Origin of the sequence: Pseudomonas sp. D1-1 (genome assembly GCF_051132225.1) — a bacterium.
Classification (GTDB): Bacteria; Pseudomonadota; Gammaproteobacteria; order Pseudomonadales; family Pseudomonadaceae; genus Aquipseudomonas.
Window position 1 is genome coordinate 2996995 of sequence record NZ_CP071676.1, and the last position, 18379, is coordinate 3015373.

22 protein-coding genes are annotated in these 18379 nt (G+C 60.2%); 8 read left to right on the forward strand and 14 right to left on the reverse strand.

Annotation, left to right across the window (positions count from 1 at the left end):
• The first annotated feature begins 3 nt into the window (after positions 1–3).
• From sctJ to J3P86_RS13510, 8 genes are all read left to right on the forward strand, one after another.
• A complete protein-coding gene (gene sctJ / locus J3P86_RS13475; protein WP_434698144.1) occupies positions 4–807 on the forward strand; it encodes a type III secretion system inner membrane ring lipoprotein SctJ in 804 nt (267 codons plus the stop codon).
• Positions 808–851: 44 nt separating this feature from the next.
• Complete coding sequence (locus J3P86_RS13480) at positions 852–1325, forward strand: type III secretion protein (RefSeq protein WP_434698145.1); 474 nt, start codon at positions 852–854, stop codon at positions 1323–1325.
• 76 nt (positions 1326–1401) lie between these two features.
• Complete coding sequence (gene sctL / locus J3P86_RS13485) at positions 1402–1929, forward strand: type III secretion system stator protein SctL (RefSeq protein ID WP_434698146.1); 528 nt, start codon at positions 1402–1404, stop codon at positions 1927–1929.
• 97 nt (positions 1930–2026) lie between these two features.
• The gene (locus tag J3P86_RS13490; protein WP_434698147.1) at positions 2027–2251 is read left to right on the forward strand and encodes a type III secretion protein; all 225 of its coding nucleotides are present in this window, start codon (positions 2027–2029) and stop codon (positions 2249–2251) included.
• On the forward strand, positions 2238–2663 hold the full coding sequence (locus J3P86_RS13495; protein ID WP_434698148.1) for a type III secretion protein: 426 nt from the start codon (positions 2238–2240) through the stop codon (positions 2661–2663). The genes J3P86_RS13490 and J3P86_RS13495 overlap by 14 nt, the downstream gene beginning before the upstream one ends.
• A gap of 1 nt (position 2664) precedes the next feature.
• The gene (gene sctC / locus J3P86_RS13500) at positions 2665–4743 is read left to right on the forward strand and encodes a type III secretion system outer membrane ring subunit SctC (RefSeq protein WP_434698149.1); all 2079 of its coding nucleotides are present in this window, start codon (positions 2665–2667) and stop codon (positions 4741–4743) included.
• On the forward strand, positions 4740–4949 hold the full coding sequence (gene hrpT / locus J3P86_RS13505; RefSeq protein WP_434698150.1) for an HrpT family type III secretion system protein: 210 nt from the start codon (positions 4740–4742) through the stop codon (positions 4947–4949). Before sctC ends, hrpT begins: the two co-directional genes overlap by 4 nt.
• 5 nt (positions 4950–4954) lie before the next feature.
• The gene (locus tag J3P86_RS13510; RefSeq protein WP_434698151.1) at positions 4955–5302 is read left to right on the forward strand and encodes a type III secretion protein HrpV; all 348 of its coding nucleotides are present in this window, start codon (positions 4955–4957) and stop codon (positions 5300–5302) included.
• A gap of 94 nt (positions 5303–5396) precedes the next feature.
• Here J3P86_RS13510 and J3P86_RS13515 read toward each other — a convergent pair whose 3' ends face one another.
• The 14 genes from J3P86_RS13515 to sctW all read right to left on the reverse strand — a co-directional run bounded on the left by J3P86_RS13515 (position 5397) and on the right by sctW (position 18255).
• Positions 5397–6818: a hypothetical protein gene (locus J3P86_RS13515; RefSeq protein ID WP_434698152.1), complete on the reverse strand. Its 1422-nt coding sequence runs from the start codon at positions 6816–6818 to the stop codon at positions 5397–5399.
• Entirely contained in the window at positions 6806–7684 is an 879-nt protein-coding gene (locus tag J3P86_RS13520; protein WP_434698153.1) for a CesT family type III secretion system chaperone, read from the reverse strand. Before J3P86_RS13520 ends, J3P86_RS13515 begins: the two co-directional genes overlap by 13 nt.
• Before the next feature lie 142 nt (positions 7685–7826).
• Positions 7827–8903 carry a type III secretion system export apparatus subunit SctU gene (gene sctU / locus J3P86_RS13525; protein WP_434698154.1) on the reverse strand — a complete coding sequence of 359 codons (1077 nt, stop codon included), beginning with the start codon at positions 8901–8903 and terminating at the stop codon, positions 7827–7829.
• The gene (gene sctT, locus J3P86_RS13530) at positions 8900–9694 is read right to left on the reverse strand and encodes a type III secretion system export apparatus subunit SctT (protein WP_434698155.1); all 795 of its coding nucleotides are present in this window, start codon (positions 9692–9694) and stop codon (positions 8900–8902) included. Before sctT ends, sctU begins: the two co-directional genes overlap by 4 nt.
• Positions 9694–9960 carry a type III secretion system export apparatus subunit SctS gene (gene sctS / locus J3P86_RS13535; protein ID WP_434698156.1) on the reverse strand — a complete coding sequence of 89 codons (267 nt, stop codon included), beginning with the start codon at positions 9958–9960 and terminating at the stop codon, positions 9694–9696. Before sctS ends, sctT begins: the two co-directional genes overlap by 1 nt.
• 7 nt (positions 9961–9967) lie before the next feature.
• Positions 9968–10621 carry a type III secretion system export apparatus subunit SctR gene (sctR, locus tag J3P86_RS13540; RefSeq protein ID WP_434698157.1) on the reverse strand — a complete coding sequence of 218 codons (654 nt, stop codon included), beginning with the start codon at positions 10619–10621 and terminating at the stop codon, positions 9968–9970.
• On the reverse strand, positions 10618–10998 hold the full coding sequence (locus J3P86_RS13545) for a FliM/FliN family flagellar motor switch protein (RefSeq protein ID WP_434698158.1): 381 nt from the start codon (positions 10996–10998) through the stop codon (positions 10618–10620). Before J3P86_RS13545 ends, sctR begins: the two co-directional genes overlap by 4 nt.
• Positions 10988–11710 carry a type III secretion system protein gene (locus tag J3P86_RS13550; protein WP_434698159.1) on the reverse strand — a complete coding sequence of 241 codons (723 nt, stop codon included), beginning with the start codon at positions 11708–11710 and terminating at the stop codon, positions 10988–10990. Before J3P86_RS13550 ends, J3P86_RS13545 begins: the two co-directional genes overlap by 11 nt.
• Positions 11707–12267, reverse strand: coding sequence for a type III secretion system HrpP C-terminal domain-containing protein (locus J3P86_RS13555; protein WP_434698160.1), 561 nt, complete (start codon positions 12265–12267; stop codon positions 11707–11709). The genes J3P86_RS13550 and J3P86_RS13555 overlap by 4 nt, the downstream gene beginning before the upstream one ends.
• A 7-nt stretch (positions 12268–12274) precedes the next feature.
• On the reverse strand, positions 12275–12718 hold the full coding sequence (locus J3P86_RS13560; protein ID WP_434698161.1) for a type III secretion protein: 444 nt from the start codon (positions 12716–12718) through the stop codon (positions 12275–12277).
• A 2-nt stretch (positions 12719–12720) separates the two neighbouring features.
• Positions 12721–14070, reverse strand: a complete 1350-nt coding sequence (locus tag J3P86_RS13565) for a FliI/YscN family ATPase (protein ID WP_434698162.1) — start codon at positions 14068–14070, stop codon at positions 12721–12723.
• Positions 14067–15026, reverse strand: a complete 960-nt coding sequence (locus J3P86_RS13570) for an FHA domain-containing protein (RefSeq protein ID WP_434698163.1) — start codon at positions 15024–15026, stop codon at positions 14067–14069. Before J3P86_RS13570 ends, J3P86_RS13565 begins: the two co-directional genes overlap by 4 nt.
• A gap of 17 nt (positions 15027–15043) precedes the next feature.
• Positions 15044–17143 (reverse strand): type III secretion system export apparatus subunit SctV, encoded by a 2100-nt coding sequence (gene sctV, locus J3P86_RS13575; RefSeq protein ID WP_434698164.1) that lies wholly within the window; start codon positions 17141–17143, stop codon positions 15044–15046.
• Positions 17143–18255 (reverse strand): type III secretion system gatekeeper subunit SctW, encoded by a 1113-nt coding sequence (gene sctW / locus J3P86_RS13580; protein ID WP_434698165.1) that lies wholly within the window; start codon positions 18253–18255, stop codon positions 17143–17145. Before sctW ends, sctV begins: the two co-directional genes overlap by 1 nt.
• Positions 18256–18379: the final 124 nt, after the last annotated feature.

The following is an 18379-nucleotide window of genomic DNA, read 5'->3' on the forward strand; positions in this document are numbered from 1 at the left end:
TGTGTGAAAGTACCCGGCTTATTAACCGTTCTGGCGTTGCTCGCGCTCGCCGGATGCAGCGACGACACCGTGCTGTTCAGTGGCATGACTGAGCAGCACTCCAACTCAGTGATCGCCAAGTTGGCCCAGGAGCACATCGCGGCCCGTAAGGAGATGGAAAAAGCCGGCGTCACCGTAATCGTTGCCAACGGTGATGTGAACCGCGCGGTGAGGGTGCTTGATGCAGCAGGTCTGCCGCATCAGACACGGACCAGCCTGGGAGAGATATTCAAGAAGGAAGGGGTCATCTCTACGCCTCTGGAAGAGCGTGCCCGCTATATCCATGCGCTGTCGCAGGAGTTGGAGTCGACGTTGTCCCAGATCGACGGGGTCATCGTCGCTCGCGTGCATGTCGTCTTGCCGGAGCGTATCGCGCCGGGCGAGCCGGTTCAGCCGGCTTCCGCCTCGGTGTTCATCAAGTATGCGGCGTCGACGCTGGATCCGGACAGTGTCCGCGGGCGTATTCAACAGATGGTTGCCAGCAGCATTCCTGGGATGAGTCAGGACAGCAGCGCGGCAAAGAAATTTTCGATTGTATTCGTGCCGGCGGTGGAGTTTCAGGATCCGGAACATCTGGTGCCTTTCGGTCCGTTTCTGATTGACAGCGAGGATGCCGGATTCTGGTGGGTGATGGTCGTCACCTTGCCGCTGTGCCTGGTGTCCATCGCGGGGGGCGGGGTCCTGATGTTGCGTCCGGACTGGCGCCAGGCATTGTTTGCGCGCTTGCGCGCCAAGCGTCGGCCAACCGGTTTGCCCGCACAGCTATGATCGATGAGCAATGGGTCGGGTGGTGGTGCTGTACATGGCGCTGGATGCACCCGAAGTGGAAGTCCAGCGTGTGGGAGCAACGGGGGATTGATTTTGATGTTTGCATGGGCGTCTGGCGCAGCCGACACGATGCGTTGCTGACCTTGCTGGGCATCCCTCCCTCGGCGCCGCCCGAGCCACAGCCCAACGTAATCGAATGGCTGTCTTTGACAGAAGCACAAAGGTTGCAGGCTCTGGCTCTGGTGCGCGCAATCTGCTTTGCCGCGGCAGATGATCAATTGTCCTATGCGCAGTGGTCCTGGTGCCGAGGTATAGCCAAGGCGCTACGCCCGGGGCTGTGGTTGACTGAAGAGGTCACCGACCCACGCGAAATACTGGCTGGTTGGCTGGGCGAGCGATGCTGGTCGCGCTTGCGCCTGTTGTGGCCACCTGAGACAACACTGGAGCCGGCTTTTAACGTTCCCTCCCGCAAACTCGATGCATTGTGGCGATCTGTATTGTGGCGGGTTCGGGCATGAACGATACGCAGGTTGGGCATCGAAAATGTTAGTTCGCCGAAATTTGTCCTTGGGCGATCACCCCCTGGGGAGCGAGTTGATCGTTCGTCAAGAACGGTTCGCCGACTACCGGACAGCCATTGATGTGCTGTCGCAGGCACGGGCCGACGCGGATGCATTGGTGCTGCAGGCGGAAAACCTGCGGCAGGAATATCTGGATCAAGCGCTCGCTGAGTTCTGGGGCCAGGCCAGTTGTTTTCTGCAAGCGCTTGAGGCAGAACGTCAGCAATGCAGGAACAGTGTGATTGATGTTTGCCGGGAATTATTGAACATTGTCATTGACCGGCTGTTCGATGAGTTCCAGCCCCAGGAGCGTGCCAGAATCTTGCTGGAGCACCTGGCGGCTTCCCGTGCATACCCCACCGGTAGCGCCACCTTGAGGTGCCATCCAGAGCTTTTCAGCGAAGTGCAGGCTTGGCTTGCAGCCGACAACGCTTCGGCTCTTTGGCAACTGAGAGAGGACATTACGATGCCGCTCCAGTCCATTCGTCTGAGCACCGACGCCGGCGAGTACGACGTTGATTGGATCGGTCTACAACGCTCATTCCGGGCCACGGCAATTTAACGCTTCGGCAATCCTGTTTATTTTGAATCGCCATTTTTTGGAACCTGCAAGACGGGCGTCGCCACTCATATTGCGTAAATCTCAAGGAGATGCCTGCATGATCAACTTTAAATCCGTCCAGAACCAGTTGGAGAACAATTTCTCCAACGCCCATGAAACGGCGAATGATGCAGCATTGGCTGCTGCTGAGAGCGGCAACCCTGAAGACATGAGGGCTTTCGCTCAAGCGAGCCAATCAGTGGCCACCGCGACCGTTGTCATGAGCGAGGGTATGCGTGCTCATCACGGCATGACCAAAGCGATCATTGATGGAATTCAGTGAGTTCAGCGCGGGACTGACCCGGTGGCTCGATGACCGTTCGGTCGCACCTCTGGATTGCTGGGTTGACGGTGCGAACGTGCAGCTTGCCTGGGTTGAAGAAGGAGTGCGCTGCAGCATCGACGTATTGGATCCGTTTGACGCCAGCGCGCCAGATCGATTGATGGGCATCCTGGCACAGGGTGGCGCAAGCGTTGCGTGCCGTTGTCCGGGGGCGTTGGGTACCGACCCGCAAAGCCAGTGTTTGGTGCTGGTGTACTGGATGTCACCGCCCGGTTCGGTCGAGGCCTTGCTGGGAGTGCTAGAGACCCTGGCCAATCAGCGCGCAGCCATGCTTAGCCTGATGCATAAAACCTTATTTGACTCGCCTTCGGCCGAGTCCCGTCTAGCAACTAATTGGCACACTGGAGTGTGATATGCATAAGGCCTACCGGTGGTTACCGTGGCTGTTATTGGGACTGAGCGCCCCGGCGCTCGCGGCGATACCGCCAGAGTGGAAACAAACGGCCTATGCGTTCGACGCGCAACAGAGCGAGCTTTCCAGTGTTCTTGAAGCATTTTCCCGAGAGTTTGGCGTCAGCCTTGAAATGGATCCCGTCGAAGGGGTCGTTGAGGGGCGTATCCGCGCGGACAGCCCGCAGGCGTTTCTGGATCGATTGGGCCAACAGCATCAATTTCAGTGGTTCGTCTACAACAACACGCTGTACGTCAGCGCGGCCCGTGACCAGATAACCGAGCGAATCGAGGTATCCCCGGACGCCGTTGATGACCTCAAAGGCGCACTGACTGAACTCGGCTTGCTCGATTCACGATTTGGCTGGGGTGTCCTGCCGGATGAGGGCGTGGTGTTGGTCAGCGGGCCCGCGCGGTATGTTCAGTTCATTCGCGACTACAGCAGTAACGTCGACAAACCCGAGGAAAAGCAGGATGTCGTGGTGTTGCCCTTGCGTTACGCAAACGCCGCTGATCGCACCATCAGTTACCGTGATGAACAGCTGACCGTTTCAGGGGTAGCCACGATCCTCAAGGAGTTGCTGGATAGCCGCCCGCAAGGCGGATCAGGTAGCGTCTTCAATGTGTTGCAAGGCGCGGGACTGGGCGCTGGGGCAAGCAGCGGAAGCAGCTTTGCAGGTACTCCGAGTTTGCTGGGCGGCTTGGCCGATGATCAGTTGCAGCAAACCCTGGATCGCGTGATTGCCGGCGCCGGCGGCGCTCAGAACAAGGGCGGCTCCGCTGGCAGGTCGCGGATACGGGTCGCAGCCGACGTCCGCAACAATGCGGTGCTGATCTACGATTCGCCCAAACGCCGCGCCTTGTACGAGAATCTGGTCAAGCAGCTTGATGTGCCGCGCAACCTGATCGAAATCGACGCAGTGATCTACGACATCGACCGCGACGAGTTGGCCGAGTTGTCCAGTAACTGGAATGTCTGGGCCGGAGGGACCAATGTCAGGGGATCCTTGCTTGAATCCGGCAGCTCCACGCTGTCGGCCGAAAACGCCGGGCGATTCGCCCTGGCGGTCCGTACGCTTGAAGCCAAGGGGGCGGCGACGGTGATCAGCAATCCTTCGATCCTCACCTTGGAGAACCAGCCCGCTGTCATCGATTTCAGCCGGACCGAGTTCCTCACCGCGACCGGAGAGCGGGTCGCCGATATCCAGCCGATTACTGCCGGAACCAGCCTGCAAGTGGTGCCGCGCTCGATGCAGCACAACGGCAAGACGCAGGTGCAGTTGATCCTTGATATCGAGGACGGGCAAATCGAAGCATCACTGCTTGATGGCACCAAACCCAGCGTGCGAAACGGCAGTGTCAGCACTCAGGCGGTCATCGCCGAGCGTGGATCGTTGGTCGTCGGTGGTTTCCATTCTCTGCAATCGAGCGACAGGGTCAGCAAAATCCCTTGGCTCGGTGACATTCCGCTGATCGGAAAATTGCTGTTCACCTCCAGCAGCCGCAGCACCAGCAAGATTGAACGCTTGTTCATTCTGACGCCTCGGTTGGTGGGCAACCAGGTTGACCCGGCACGTTATGTCGAAAGCGGCAACCCGGAAGATATCGACTCCGCCGGCCAGCGGATCAATGGGCGCCATGGCGACGGGCAACCCACCCGAGTTGAGATTCAGCGCGCGTTCACTCAGTTGTTGAGTGACGTGCAACCGACTGGCTTTACGCCGAGTAACGAGCCTTTGTTCACGCCGTCGACTTTATGCGCGACGCAGCAGGGCCTGGTCATCGATGCCGATCGCAGCCAGTGGTATGGGCGCAATGCCTGGAGTATCGGCGTGGTGGTCGCGCGTAATACTGGCGATAAACCGCTGCGCATCGATGAAAGCAATTGTGGCGGGCGCTGGGTCCTGGGTGTCAGTGCATGGCCTCGCGCCTGGTTGCAGCCTGGGGAACAGAGCGAAGTATATGTCGCGTTGCGTAATCCCCAGTCGCTCAGGAGCAACGCGCCCCTTCGCGACTCGTTACTCAAGGAGACTACCCAATGAGCAAGATGAACTGGGCTGGGTGCGGCCTTCTGTGTGTGGTGCTCTCCGGTTGCTCGACAGCGTCGGGCGGCTGTTCGGGACCGTCCTGCGACCGGCCGGACTCCAATAGCCGGGAACTGGTGATCTGGTGGCCAGCGGACATGCGTACTGGCTTGGAGAATCCGCGGGAGACCACGGACTATACTATCGTGCCACTGCGGGATTGAGCATCATGATGCAGGTGTCGGGGAAAGCGGAATTCTACGAACAGGTTGCTGCTGGACAAACAGCGATATGGCCGGTAGCGGCGGGGGTTTCTTTCGTGAGTCGCCATGAGCACCATGATTGGGGCATCGCCTTGCACATCGACAGTCGCGCGCTGGAGCCCCAGCAATTGCGTGAGGCGCTGGAGCGGCGCTTCACGCAGTCCTACCTGTTCCCAGACTACTTTCTGTTCCTCGATGCCCACCGCGATTTCGTCGTGTGGCATGCGGTGCCGTCGTCTACCCAAGGTCGCGCGGTGCTCGATGATATCTGCCGACATCAGTTGTTGTTGGCAGGCTTGAGCCCGTTGGACTGACCTGCGATCAAATGCGCCAGCGACGTTTGCTGGCGCATTTTTCCCTCCTTTTACAACTCTCCGAACTGTCGGCCGCTCGGGGTAGCGTTGCGCGTCAGGCTGGCTGTTGCCCGGCGGCAGCTGTCGTCGACTGTTTGTCGACGGCCTTGCGCACACTAGCGTGGGACTGAAACGTTTGGTTGACCGTGCGATAGGCCAGCCCCATGGCCGCAGCGGTCCCCAGATTGCCGAGAAAACCGGAAAGAGCGGGCGGGACCTTGTCGCGCAGTGCTTCGCCGGTGGCCATATTGATTGCGCCAGCAAGGCTGACCCAGGCAACACGGGCCGGCGATTGATCGAGAACCCGACCATAGTCCTTGAGCGGCAGGTTCGGCTTCAACTCCTGGTTGGTGCCGACCTGGCGCGTGTCGAAATGCCGTTGCAGATGATTGTCCAGGGCTGCCACTACCGTGTTGAACGCCGCTCGGGTGCCGGCCAGTGACTGGATGGAGGAGGCCAGTGCCTCGCCCAGCAACGGTTGCTGATCGGGCCCGAGCAGTGCCGGACTCGTCAGTGTCTGGCCTGGCGGTAGAACCTGTTCGCTGATCGAGTCAAGCATGAAACCCATGCTCAGGGTCATCGCACCGTAGGCCCAGCCGAGCGTTGGCATATTGTCCTCGTCGACCCCGTAAGTCTTGGTGTTGTCCTGAGGCGCGGTCATGCTGAAGGTGGCCTGCATGGTTTCGCGAGAAAGGGCATAGGTCACGTCGCGTAACTGGGTCGCCAGAACCCTCGCGCTCAGCGCACCATCACCACGCGCAACGCCCATGGCGCCCATGCCCAGGTAAAGCGCTTCCGCGACGACCTGGTTGCGCGTGATGTTGCGCGAATCGCGCTTCATCTGTCCCCGCAGCGCGTCCTGTTTATCGGGGGGCAGAGCGTTCCATTTCGCTTCGCTGAGGGCGAAGTGCCCGCGTACCGCATCGCTGGAGTCGGCCGCGAGACGATCCAGGCGCGGTTGGCGCACATAGAGCTGGGTGGCAATGGTCGTCAATGACACGGCGGCCTGCAAAGCCAGCATTGCCCCTGGGCTTTTTTTCGCCAGGCCCTCGTTCAGCGCACTGTAGGCATGCATGAATGCCAACTCGCGTAGATAGGTAGGTGCTCCGCAGTTGACCATCTGTTGGACCGTATGGCCCGCAGCGGCAAGCGTCGTACGCGAGGAGGGCAGATTGGCCAGGCTGTCGCTCAATGCAAGTTTTGCCCCTCGTCCAACGCTGTTGCCCACCGCCGCGCTGTGTTCCTTGGCGCTTTCCCATAGCGCGCCCGTGGCTCTGCCTGCCGGCGCCAGGTAATCGCGATGGAAGGCCTGGCTCAGCCCCGCCACATGTGCGCGGGCACGCGAAGTGAAGGCAGGCAGGTGATCAGGTGCCTCGCCACGCTCCAAGGCATTCAAATCAGCGCCGCGATGGCGGTGCCGAAGCTCGACTTGAGCATCCGGCAGGGTACGTCCCAGGTTCGGTGCTATCGGGTCCATGCGAGATTCCTTGATGTACCAATGGCCGAGGTCTGCCGGAAGCTTTCCGCCAGTTGGCCGAAATCCAGCAGCCATTCGGCGAAGGCCTGACCGTCCAGCCCCGCGCTGTTCCAGCGCGCCTGTAACGCGCTGCCGTGCGGCGCGAGAACCACGGCACATTGCGTCAGCATCATCAGGTGTAGGTTGGCCAGTAGTGCGCGTTCGCGTTGGGTCGCCGTGATCAGTGAGGTGGGCAGCGGTGTACTGACGAGCAGGTGTTGGTGATCACTGTCAGCGATCACTTCATAGACACGGCCGTTGGCCTGGATGACACCGACAGTCTTGATCTGCTCGACGGGTGGGACGGCGACACCCAAATGTTGCAGCGCAGCGATCAGCACTGGACGATGCCATTGCCGATTCATCGCCGCCTGCGCCTGTTGCGCGGAGCGCTCATTTTGCTTGGGCATCGTGCTGACGGGTGCAGTTGCCCCGCTCTTGTTACCTTGCAGTGCGGTAGCGCCCGCCACGAGGCTTTCGGCGATGGACAACAGATCGCTCAGCTCATCGGCAAGCATCTCGCGCTGGTGGTGCGGTTGTGAGGTGAGGCGCAGTACGAGCAAGGCGTCACCGCTGTCGTTCAGGCTCACGCTGCTAGTGTTCATCGCCGATATGGCGCAATTGGACCGCAGCAGCAACTCGCTCCAGGCTTCAACCGGCAACCCGCCTGGCCGTGACAGCAGGCCAAACGCTACCCATTGTTGAGCCGGAGACGTCTGCCAGAGTGACAATTGCAAGGTCATCCCCGGCAATGACAGTTGGGTGCTGCGGGCGAATGTTCGTGCCTGGGCAGAGGGGATGCCGAGCCGCTCCGCAGCCTCGGACAACCATGTGCTCGTTTGCTCTGGGGGCGGGATTGATCCCGAAGATCGGGACCGCGAGCTGAACGAATGCATGGGGTAGACTTCCAGAAGTTTTGACCACCATTAAAGCGCGCAGATATTAAGGTTTTATGACCGCACGGATGGATCAGTGGGTTTCGAGCTGGATGATTTCCTCTGTCACCTCATCAAGCTGGCGAATGACCTGGTAAATGTGCGCGACCTCCAGCAGGGTTTCCCGCGGTATATGTCGACCCGTACGAACGGTGTACAACGCGCGCGCCAGCCAGACACACTGGACCACCGGAATCCTGGCGATCTGGGCGCGCTTGATCAGCGCCAGTGCTTCATCGTCTTGTCCTTTGCAATGGATCAGCGGCAAAGGGGTCTGGCCTGGCCGATAGAACAGCGCCACGGCGTAGTGGGTTGGATTGATCAGCAACAGGTCGGCGTCCTCGACCGGCCGGGGGGCGGTGCTGGGTTCGGAGTTGAGTAATTCGTGCGCCAGCTGACGGCGATGACCCTTCACATGCGGATCGCCTTCGGACTGCTTGTATTCCTGCTTGATGTCTTCGTGACTCATGCGCAACTTCTTGGCGTGGAAATATTTTTGCAGGGCAAAGTCGACCATCCCGATTACCAGCAACAGCCCAAGGGTGTTGCGCAAGATGCTCTGAAATACCTCCAGCAACGAGCGCCAGTAGGTAACGAGATCGGTGTCGGCCAACAGCACCAGCTTGCCCAGGATGGGCATGATCGAGACATACAGAATGATCGCAATGGCCAGTGCCTTGAGGATGCTCAGCAACAGGTTCATCAGATTCTGTTTAGAGAACATCTGCTTGATCTGGCCGACTGGATTGAGCTTGCCGAGGTCGACCTCGAGGGCCTTGGGGGCAAAGAGAAAACCGATCTGCATCCAGGTGCCGGCCAGGCGTATCAGGATCGCCACGCCGACGCTGGCCACAATGAAGGAAATCAGCGTCCACAATGCTGTGCCGCCGAGCTCGACGGCCGTGCTGGTGAAGGGTTCGTTCAATCGTCGCAAGGGTAATTCGGTGAGGTGCTGCAGGCGCGTCATGCTTTCTTCGGCCATGCCCAGACAGACTTCGCTGACCACCATCAGCACCAGCAGTTTGGCCAGGTCCTGGCTCTGCCCAACCTGGCCTTTTTCCCTCGCGTCGCGCTCTTTCTTGGGCGTTGCCTTTTCGGTTTTTTCGCTCACGGGACTTTTACCAGCAGGCTCAGCAGAAATTTCAGATCGAACCAGCGCTCAAGCTCGGCGTTACCCAGGTCCAGGAGCGTGGGCAGATACACCAGCAGAAACAGCAGTCCGATGACGCTCTTGGCCGGCATCGCCAGAATCGAAACATTCAATTGCTGGGCATAAAGACCGACGATGGCGAAAGCGGCCTCGACCAGCAGCAACAGCCCTATGAACGGCGCCGCATACAACAATGCGTGCTGGATGGTCCTGTTCAGTTCGCCAAGCAATATGTCCAGCCCCTCCACCGTCATGATCGGCAGCCATGCGGTGGGCGGCCAGATGATGTAGCTGTCCCAGATAACCTGGGTGATCAGCGACAGGCCGCCGGAGAGGATGACCAGCATGATCAGCACTTCCTGCAGCAGCTCGCCCAGCGGTGTCGCGTCGGGCCCGAGGGAAGGGTTGATCTGGCCGCCGCTGAGTGCACCGCGCTGGCTGTCGAGCAACGCGCCGACCGTCGCGAACATCCAGAACGGCATATACAGCAGTAACCCCAACAGCACGCCCAGGACCATTTCCTTGAGCAACAAGCCACCGATCATCAGCCAGTTATCATGTTGTCCGGACAGCACCCGACCGATGCTCGGCGCCGGAACCATCGCAACCGCACAGGTCACGGCATAACGTAGCGGCCCTTTGAGGTATTTGAAGCAAAATGCCGGTACCAGCATCATGCACGGCAGGATCCGGGCCATGGCTAAAGCGATACCGAGCATCAGTTCGAACAGATACTCGGCATTGAACGGCATCAAACGGCGCCTCCGGTGCGAGCGATCAGGTCGAATGCCATATTGATGAACAGGATCAATTCGACACCGATCCAGCGGCCGGTTGCCGCCAGGGTCACGCCCACGGCAACCAGCTTGATACCAAAGGGCAGCGTCTGGTCCTGGATCTGCATCAAGGCTTGCACGAGGGACGTCAATACGCCCACCAGCACCGCGACAATCAGCGGCGGCGCCGTAAGAATTACCACCAGGTACATGCCCTGCTTGAACAACTCCAACGCTTCCACGGCAGCCTCACAGATAGGAATAGAACAGACTGTCGAGTAATCGCGTCCAGCCCTGGACGAGGACGAACAGCAGCAGTTTGAGCGGCAACGAAATGGTCATGGGCGAGACCATTTGCATGCCAAGCGCAAGGAGCAGGTTGGAGACGATCAGATCAATGACGATGAACGGAATGTAAATCAGAAAGCCGATCTCGAACCCGGCCTGCAGTTCCGACAATACGAACGCCGGAATCGCCAGCAGCAGGTCCTTGCTGCTGGCTTTTTCGGCCAGTTCGGGAGGCCACATACGGTGGGTGTTCTCGACCAGATGAGCCAGGACGTCCGGGTCGGTGTTGCGGCTCATGAAGTTTTGCAGTGGCGCGATGACCGTGTCTACGCTGGCCTGAAGTTGTTCGGCGGTGCCAAACTGCAAAGGGTTGTCGGCAACCCGTTGCTGGATTTCATACGCCACCGGAGCCATCACGAACATCGTCGCCGCCAGGGCAATGCCGTACAGCGCCATATTGGGCGGAACCTGTTGCACGCCGATGGCATTGCGCGTGATCAGCAGGACCATGGAAATTTTCAGGAATGCGGTGCAGACAATCAAAAACAAGGGGATCAGCGACAGCGCACCCAGAAACAGCACGAGCATGATCGGATTCATGCCATCCAGAATCATTGATCAAATACCAAGCGAGTGATCTGCATGCCCAAGCGTCCATCCACGTCCACCAGCTCACCGTAGGCGACCACCCGGTCTTCATGGCACAAGGTCGCGGCGCCCGGCGCCATGCCGGTTACATCGACCACGCTACCGGCCGCCAGCCGACCGAGCGCTTCGAGACTCAGCCGCACTTCGCCACACCGCACGGTCAACGCCAGGGTAAGGCCGGACAGGGGAGATGGCTGCTGCGGCGCGGCGTCTTGCGCGGGCTCGTCGCTTGCGAGCGCCAGCCCTGGCTGTTCCTGCTGTTTGCCATTTGCCTCTTGGGCTGGCACCTCATCGTTATTGTCGAATTCGTACAACGGATCTTCATCCTGCCGGTCATTGCTCATTGATGGAACCTTCCTCGTGAATCAGCCTGAGCTGTAAGTGATCATTCCGGTCTTCGGTACACACCGACCACCGCTGGTGGCCCAACTGCAGGTTTCCCCGACCCTGGATGTCGAAGACCGCGTCGGTGGGCAGCAGCACATCGCCCGGACGTAGCGAGCGCAGCTCATTGGCCAGCAAGTCCATGCGGCCAACGATGACCGGATGAGACAGGGCCCAATGCTCTGGCACGACGTGTTCGATGAATCGCCAAGGTCCGTTATCGAGCACCTGCAACAGGGTTGCCGCACCGAGGCTTAGCACCCCATAAGCCGTTTCGGCGCCGCGCTCTATCAACACCCGGCACTGCTGACGATCGTCGAGCAGTGGCTCGTCGGCCAGTGGCTCCAACGGGGCGAGCAGGTCGCACAGCCCGGGAGCCAGCTGTTGATTGATCAACTGCCAATACCAGGCTTGCGGCGGCTCGGTGGCAAGAACCGGAACTTCTCCGCACAGGCTCAGCAGGGCGTTGGCGTTGGATAACAACAAGGGACCGTGTCGGCTGGAAAAACCTGTGTGGCGCTCGCCGGCCACGACGCCCCAAGGTGCCAGCGGGCCGAGCGTCATGCGTATCTGTTCAGCACCGCTGGTGAACTCCAGAAAACGGCCGCGCCCCAACGCCAGGGAGGCCGTTGAGGCTGTGCTGGACAGGCGCCGCAGGCTGAGTTTTTTCATGCATGCCCCGTCGGCCGTAGCCGCAGCTCGACGTCGTGCTCCAACGCCTGGGCGAACGCTTGCTGACAGGCGCCATGGTGCTTGCTCAGTCGCTCCAGCACGTCAGCCCGTTCCAGGCCCAGCTCGATGTCCCAATGGCTGTCCCGTTTCTGGGCACGGATCTGCACCTTACCCAGGTTGGGCATGAGTAAGGTGGCGCTGAAAGGGCGATTGCCGTGTTGCGGCAGCTGCACGGCCAGTTCATCAATCAGCTGCGTTGGTATCCCGTCGAGCGGAGCAAACATCGAGAACGAACTCGAACCATTACCCGAGTTGCCCTGGTCACCCGAGTAGGCGGGCGGCGGCGGTACAAGCATCTGCATGAACAACATCGCGTCGGCACTCAGCTGCCTGGTGCCGTCGCTGGCAGAACCGGGATCGCCCGTACGGTTGCGCTGGGTCTCTGCAGCCCTGCCCGGCGGCGTCGAGGATGCCGCGGCACTGGGTCTCGTGGCCGCCGCGGAAGGTGTCGGCGCAGCGGGGCGCTGGGGCAGCGATTGCTTGATTGGAGTGGTCATTTCTTACCTATTCCTCACTGAGTGTCTCGCTCATGCAGGCCAGTTTTTCCACCGCACGTTGTCGCGCCTTGACGTCCAGTTGTGCTTGTTGCAACGACTGCTCCTGCGTTTCGATATGCAAACGCAACTGGCTGACGTCCTGGCGGATCTGTGCCAGGCGATCGAGCATGCGCCGCTCCTTTTCGTGCCAGCGGTCGATATCCGCCAGCTCCAGGGTGGTTTGCAGGTGGGTATCGGCTAAGGCGCGCCGCTTGCGCTTCTGATTGGTACGTTCCTGGTCCATTGAGCTTTCGCTCGCCAGCAGTTGCTCGCGCAACTTCGCCAGCTCCCGCGCAAGGCGCCCGCGGGCACGCTCGGCACTGGCCTGGCGGTGCTGGCGCAAGGGGCCGAGCAGGCCAATGACACGCTCCAGCGCCTGGCGCTCCGGGTCCATATCGAGGTCTTCGTCCAAGGTCAGTCCGCCAGTTGCGAGGTAATGTGATTGAGCTGGGCTAGCGTCTCATCAAGCGCTACTGGCCCGCGAAGGTCCTGGCGCAGGAAGCGGTTGATGCTGTCGTTCAGTTGCACCGCCAGATCCGTGACCGGGTCGGCGCCGGCCTGGTATTCGCCCAGGCGCAAGAGCATTTCCACCTGCTTGTACGCTGCCATTAGTTGGCGCAAACGGTTATTGGCCCGGACATGCTCGCGACTGGTGACGTTGCCGAGGATCCGACTGATGCTCGCGGGTACGTCAATGGCCGGATAGTGTCCGCGCTCGGCCAACTTGCGTGACAGCACGATGTGCCCGTCCAGTAGCGACCTGACTTCGTCGGCGATGGGGTCGTTCATCGAGTCAGCCTCGATCAGCACGGTGTAGATGGCGGTGATCGAGCCGTTCTCGCTCATGCCGGCGCGCTCGACGAGCTGCGGCAACAGGGTGTACACCGAGGGAGGCAGGCCGCCACGTCCGATCGGTTCCCCGGCGGCGATGCCGATCTCCCGTTGAGCGCGGGCAAAACGGGTGAGCGAGTCAATCAGCAACAGCACTTTCATGCCGCGCTGACGGTAGGCTTCGGCGATGGCGGTCGCGGTGAACGCGGCACGCGCACGCTCCATGCTGGAGCGATCCGAGGTGGCGCAGATCAGTACCGAGCGTTGGCGTAGTTCATCATCCAGTTCATGATCGAGGAACTCGCGCAGTTCGCGTCCCCGTTCGCCGATGAGGCCGAAAACGATGACTTCGCAATCCATGTTCCTGGCCATCTCTGCCAGCAGCGTGGTCTTGCCGCAGCCGGCGCCGGCGAACAAGCCGACGCGCTGCCCTTCGCCCAGCAGAATCGCGCTGTCGATGGCGCGGATACCGGTGGGCAGCGGGTTGCTGATGCGTGGTTTCTGCATCGGCGGCAGAGCATCGGCAATCACCGCGGTGGTGCTGCGACAGTCATGGATATCGGCAAAAGCGCCGACGCCATCGCCCAGCAATGGTCGGCCAAAACCGTCGAGCACGCTGCCGAGCAGCTGATCATCGACGCCTATGCGATGCGCCATTCCAAGTGGTTGGATGCGTGCTCCGACTTGAATGCCGGCGGGTGTGCCAAGGGCGCTGAGCAGCGTGCACTGGTCGGTAAAGCCGACGATTTCCGCCAGCATCGAGCTGCCGTCCGCCTTGCTGACCTCGCATAGATCGCCAATCTTGGCCGCAGGTACCTGGCACTCCAGCAGGATCCCGCTCACGGCCGAAACCTTGCCGCTGATTCGCACCGCCGAGCAACTGGCCAGTCGCGCACGCTGTTGTCGGGCCCATTGTTCAAGCGCATCGGTCACCAGCTCACCTCGATATGCTGGTCGCCATCGAAGATGATCTTGTGCTCCTCTATCCGCACCAGGCGCAGCCCCTGCACCACATCGCCAACATAAATCTGCAGGCCGTCGGCGGTCACCAGGTGAGCGTTGTTGCCAGCGATGATTTGCACAAGGGTGAACGGCAAGTTGGTCCCGACAATGCCGACGTGATCGATCAGGGGAACCGTCGTGGGGTAGCGCTCTTTGAAACTCTGGAGCATGCGCTGATAGACCTCCAGCGCCTCCTCCTTGAGGTTGCCTTTGAGCACCAGGCCTTCGTCAAGCTCTTCGACGGTAACCTCCGTGAGCAGCCGCTCCGCCAATTGTGTGGTCAGGAGCCGGCGGATCTGCTCGCGATTCTTCAGGCTTGTGCTGTCGGCGGATCGGGCGGGAACGGCCGCCGGAGAGGACTGCGTCGGATTTTTCGGCGTCTGGGCCGGGGCAACTTTGACAGCGCCCGATGGCACCTCGGATTGGCTAAGGCCCCAGGCGCCACCGACCAGACCTACGACCACACCAGCGATTACTGCTGATATCAGCTTCAAGGAGATCACGCCGGGCATCGATTTGCGCGCGGAAGGCGATAACGACTGAGGCGCCTGGCCATTGGCATTCGCAGGCGTCGCCAGCGCGGGTACGTCAGGCCAAGGCTCTTCGGCGGGCGCCACGCACAGCCAGACGTTTGCGAGGGCGAACGGTTGATTCGGCGTCAACGTGATAGCGTTTGACCCACGACCTTCGTCATCGTTGATGGGCATCTGTTCGGCGGCCAGGTTCCAGCCTTCCTCGGTTCTGCTCAACCGACAATGGAGCGCGGCGATGCCCGGGTCGTATAACGCCAGATCATGCTCGTCATTGGCACCAATCACCCATTGGTCACCCACCAACGGCAATGCGGCGCCCTGGTGCAGACCGTTCAATACTCGTAGTTCAAACATCGCGAAGGCACTCAGCATCAAGCCGCATAGTCGTCTTCCAAGGGCAGGAATTCGTTTTCCAGATCGAAACGGCCGAGGACCTTTACCTCGGAAGCATTAGTGATCTCGGCAAAGGAGAGCACCGGCACGTGATGGAACTCGTCCTGCAATAACGTCCGTAGCGGGGCGCGCAGATCCTGGGCGACCAGCATCACTGCGCGTTCAGACGATCGCTGTGGGAAAGCCATGCGCAATTGCTGGACCAGCATCAGGCTGGATTCGCTGTTCAGGGCAAAAAACGTCTCGGTTTGCGTTTGACGCAGGCTGTCACGCAGGATGCCTTCGCTCTCGGGGGTGAAGAGCCAGACGAGCAGTCCTTCCTGGCTGCAATACTGGTTGTAGATAAGTGACTTGAGCGAGATGCGGACATAATCGGTGAGTGCCAGGACATCGCGCTCATGTTGCCCATGTTCGATCAAGGTTTCGGCAATCACCCGGATGCCGCGCAGGGGCACGCATTCGGAAGCCAGCCGCTGCAGCACTTGAGAAAAACGCGCCAGCGGCATGACGCGCTGCAGCTCCTGCGCCAATTCCGGTTGCTCTGTTTCCAGCCAACCGAGGATCGCTTTGGTTTCCTGCAACCCGATGAACTGCGGGCCGCAAACCTGCAGCGCGCGCTCCATGCGTTCGATGATCAGGGTACTGGGGCTGATGGGTTGCGCATTGCTGTTGCTCAGCAGCTCCGCATCGGCGGGTACCCAGATCCATTGGCCTTCCTGCCGTTCCGAACTGCCTTTGCTGTATTGCTGATCGTCGTCAATGACCTGTGAAGAGCCATCGATAGCTACCAATGCCTCGTTGAATGTGGCCTTGAGTACAGGAACCTCGTACACCGTAAAGCGAAATTCATCCGGCTCCAGATGCGCCTGGTATTCAATGATGAACGACGGCAGTGTGAGCCCAAAATTCACCACCAGACGGTTGCGGCGCTGACGAATCTCGCTGACCAGTGCCTCGATCCGCTCAACGCTCTGGCTGGGATGAAATTGCAGGACAAACTGGCGGCTGGGCAGGAACATTCGCAGGTCTTCCTGTCCGTTGTTTTCCGGGGTCGTCGGGGCGGCTTGATCTTGCGTACCCTTGGGTTTGGCGCGATTGATCTGCAACAAGCCGCCGCCGCAACAAATGATGGCGATCGTGATGAACACCATGGTCGGCATCCCAGGCATGGCGGCGAAGCCGAGCATTGCCGCCGAGGCGATGATCCAGGCCTTGGGCTGGCTGGTGATCTGTTCGGCAATTTCACGACCGATATTGGCCGGCCCGGCGGCATCTTCGTTCGGCACGCGGGTGATGATCATGCCGGCCGTCACGGAAATCAGCAGCGCCGGGATTTGCGCAATGAGGCCGTCGCCGATCGTCAGAACCGTATACAGCTGCACTGCATCGCCAGCGGTCATGCCATGTTGCACCACGCCGATGGTGATGCCGCCGATCATGTTGATCGCGACGATGATCAGGCTGGCAATGGCATCGCCGTTGACGAACTTCATTGCGCCGTCCATCGCGCCAAACAGCTGGCTTTCCTTGCCCAGCTCCGAACGCCTGCGTTTGGCCTCGTGCACGCTGATGAGGTTGGCTCTCAGGTCGCTGTCGATCGACATCTGTTTACCCGGCATGGCGTCAAGCGTGAAACGTGCGCCTACTTCAGCCACCCGTTCCGAGCCCTTGGTGATGACCATGAAGTTCACCACCGTCAGGATCATGAAAATCACCATGCCGACCGCCAGGTTACCGCCCACCACGAACTGCCCGAACGCCTCGACGATGTGACCGGCGTCCTGATCCAGCAGAATCAGGCGCGTGGTAGCAATCGACAGCGCCAGGCGAAACATGGTCGTGATCAGCAGTACCGAAGGGAACGTCGAGAAGGCGAGTGGCCGGGGCAGTTGCATGGCCAACATGATCAACAGGCAGGAGATGCAGATATTCACAGCGATCAGGATGTCCACCAGCCAGGTGGGTATCGGGGTGATCATCATGAAGACGATGGCCAGCACGATAAACGCACCGACGACTTCCGAGCGGCGCATCGCCGCGAGGGCCAGCCGGTTCAACAGATCGATAATCAGGTTCATCAGGCCGGGTTCCCCTTGAGCTGGTTTTGCTCTTGCTGAGTGAGCTCGGCCATCAGCAATAACAGGTTCCCCAGCGCGTTCTGCCGGGACTTGAGGTCCTGCCACAGCAAGACAGGCAACTGCTGGAGCATTGGGCGCAGGCCGTTGAGAAATGACAGCTGGTGCTTGAGTTGGGCACCACCGATAAACTGCGTGAGCTGCAAGGTTTCCTGCAGGTTCATGCCCTTGCCCGAGAGCACCAGCAAGTGTTTGAGGAAGGTTGGCGCGCTCACTTGCAGTTGCGGGTTCTTGTCGCGCATGCGTCCCAGAAGGTGTTCGCAGCTTTTAAGCAAAGTCGACACATGCCGGGCGGTATTCACGCCATGCATCAAAATGCGTAATTGCTGGCGAGGGCCAGAGGGATTGGCCGCGGCCAGGTCGTCGGCGATGGCTCGGCGCAGATCGCGCAAGGTTGGCTCGAATTGCGCTTCGCCATCCTCTTGACTCAATAGTGTGTCGATGAGGCTGGATATGGTGGGCTGACCCACGACGGCGTTGTAATACAGTTCCCGCAGGTTCTTGCGTCGTTGGGCATCCAGCCCGGATCTGGAAAAGGCCCGCGCAGTATTGACGCCCGCGCGGGCTCTGTTGCCATGTCGCTGTCGGAGCGCGCTGGCGTGCCCCGACAGCGCCTGGTGCTCATCGCTGGCACCTTCGTGATGCGCTTGTTTCATTGCGGCCTGCAGCATGACGTGTGCTTTGGCCGGGTCCCCGCTCGCGAAGGCGAGCACCCGAGCAAGCTGCGACTCATCGGGGCGTTGCCGTTTCAAGGTCTGACGCAGCGTACGCACTGCTTCATCCAGCCTTTTGTCATGACTGCCCATCAGCATCTGGTAAAGCTCGCCGAGCTTCATCGCCTTCGACTGCAAGGCGGTACTGCCGATGACCAGTTCACGCTGGCTGAGCTCTTTGCTTTGCTGGATCAGCGCCGAGGTGAATCGCGCGACCTGCTGCGGCGTGGTGCCCTGGTCTTTGGCGATGTGCGATGCCGTCTGTGGAGCGGATAGCGCCGGTCGAGCGCTCGCCGGATTGACCGGATGAATCGCGACTGGGGTAAAGCCGGGGATTTTCATGAGACGGTATCGATGCAAAGAGTCATGCGCAGTGAGTGGCGCAAACCCGGCATCGGGTTCCTGACGTCAGGTCTTTCGCGCGGGCGTGCCTAAACGCGCGGCGAGATCGCTCGGTTTATGCAAA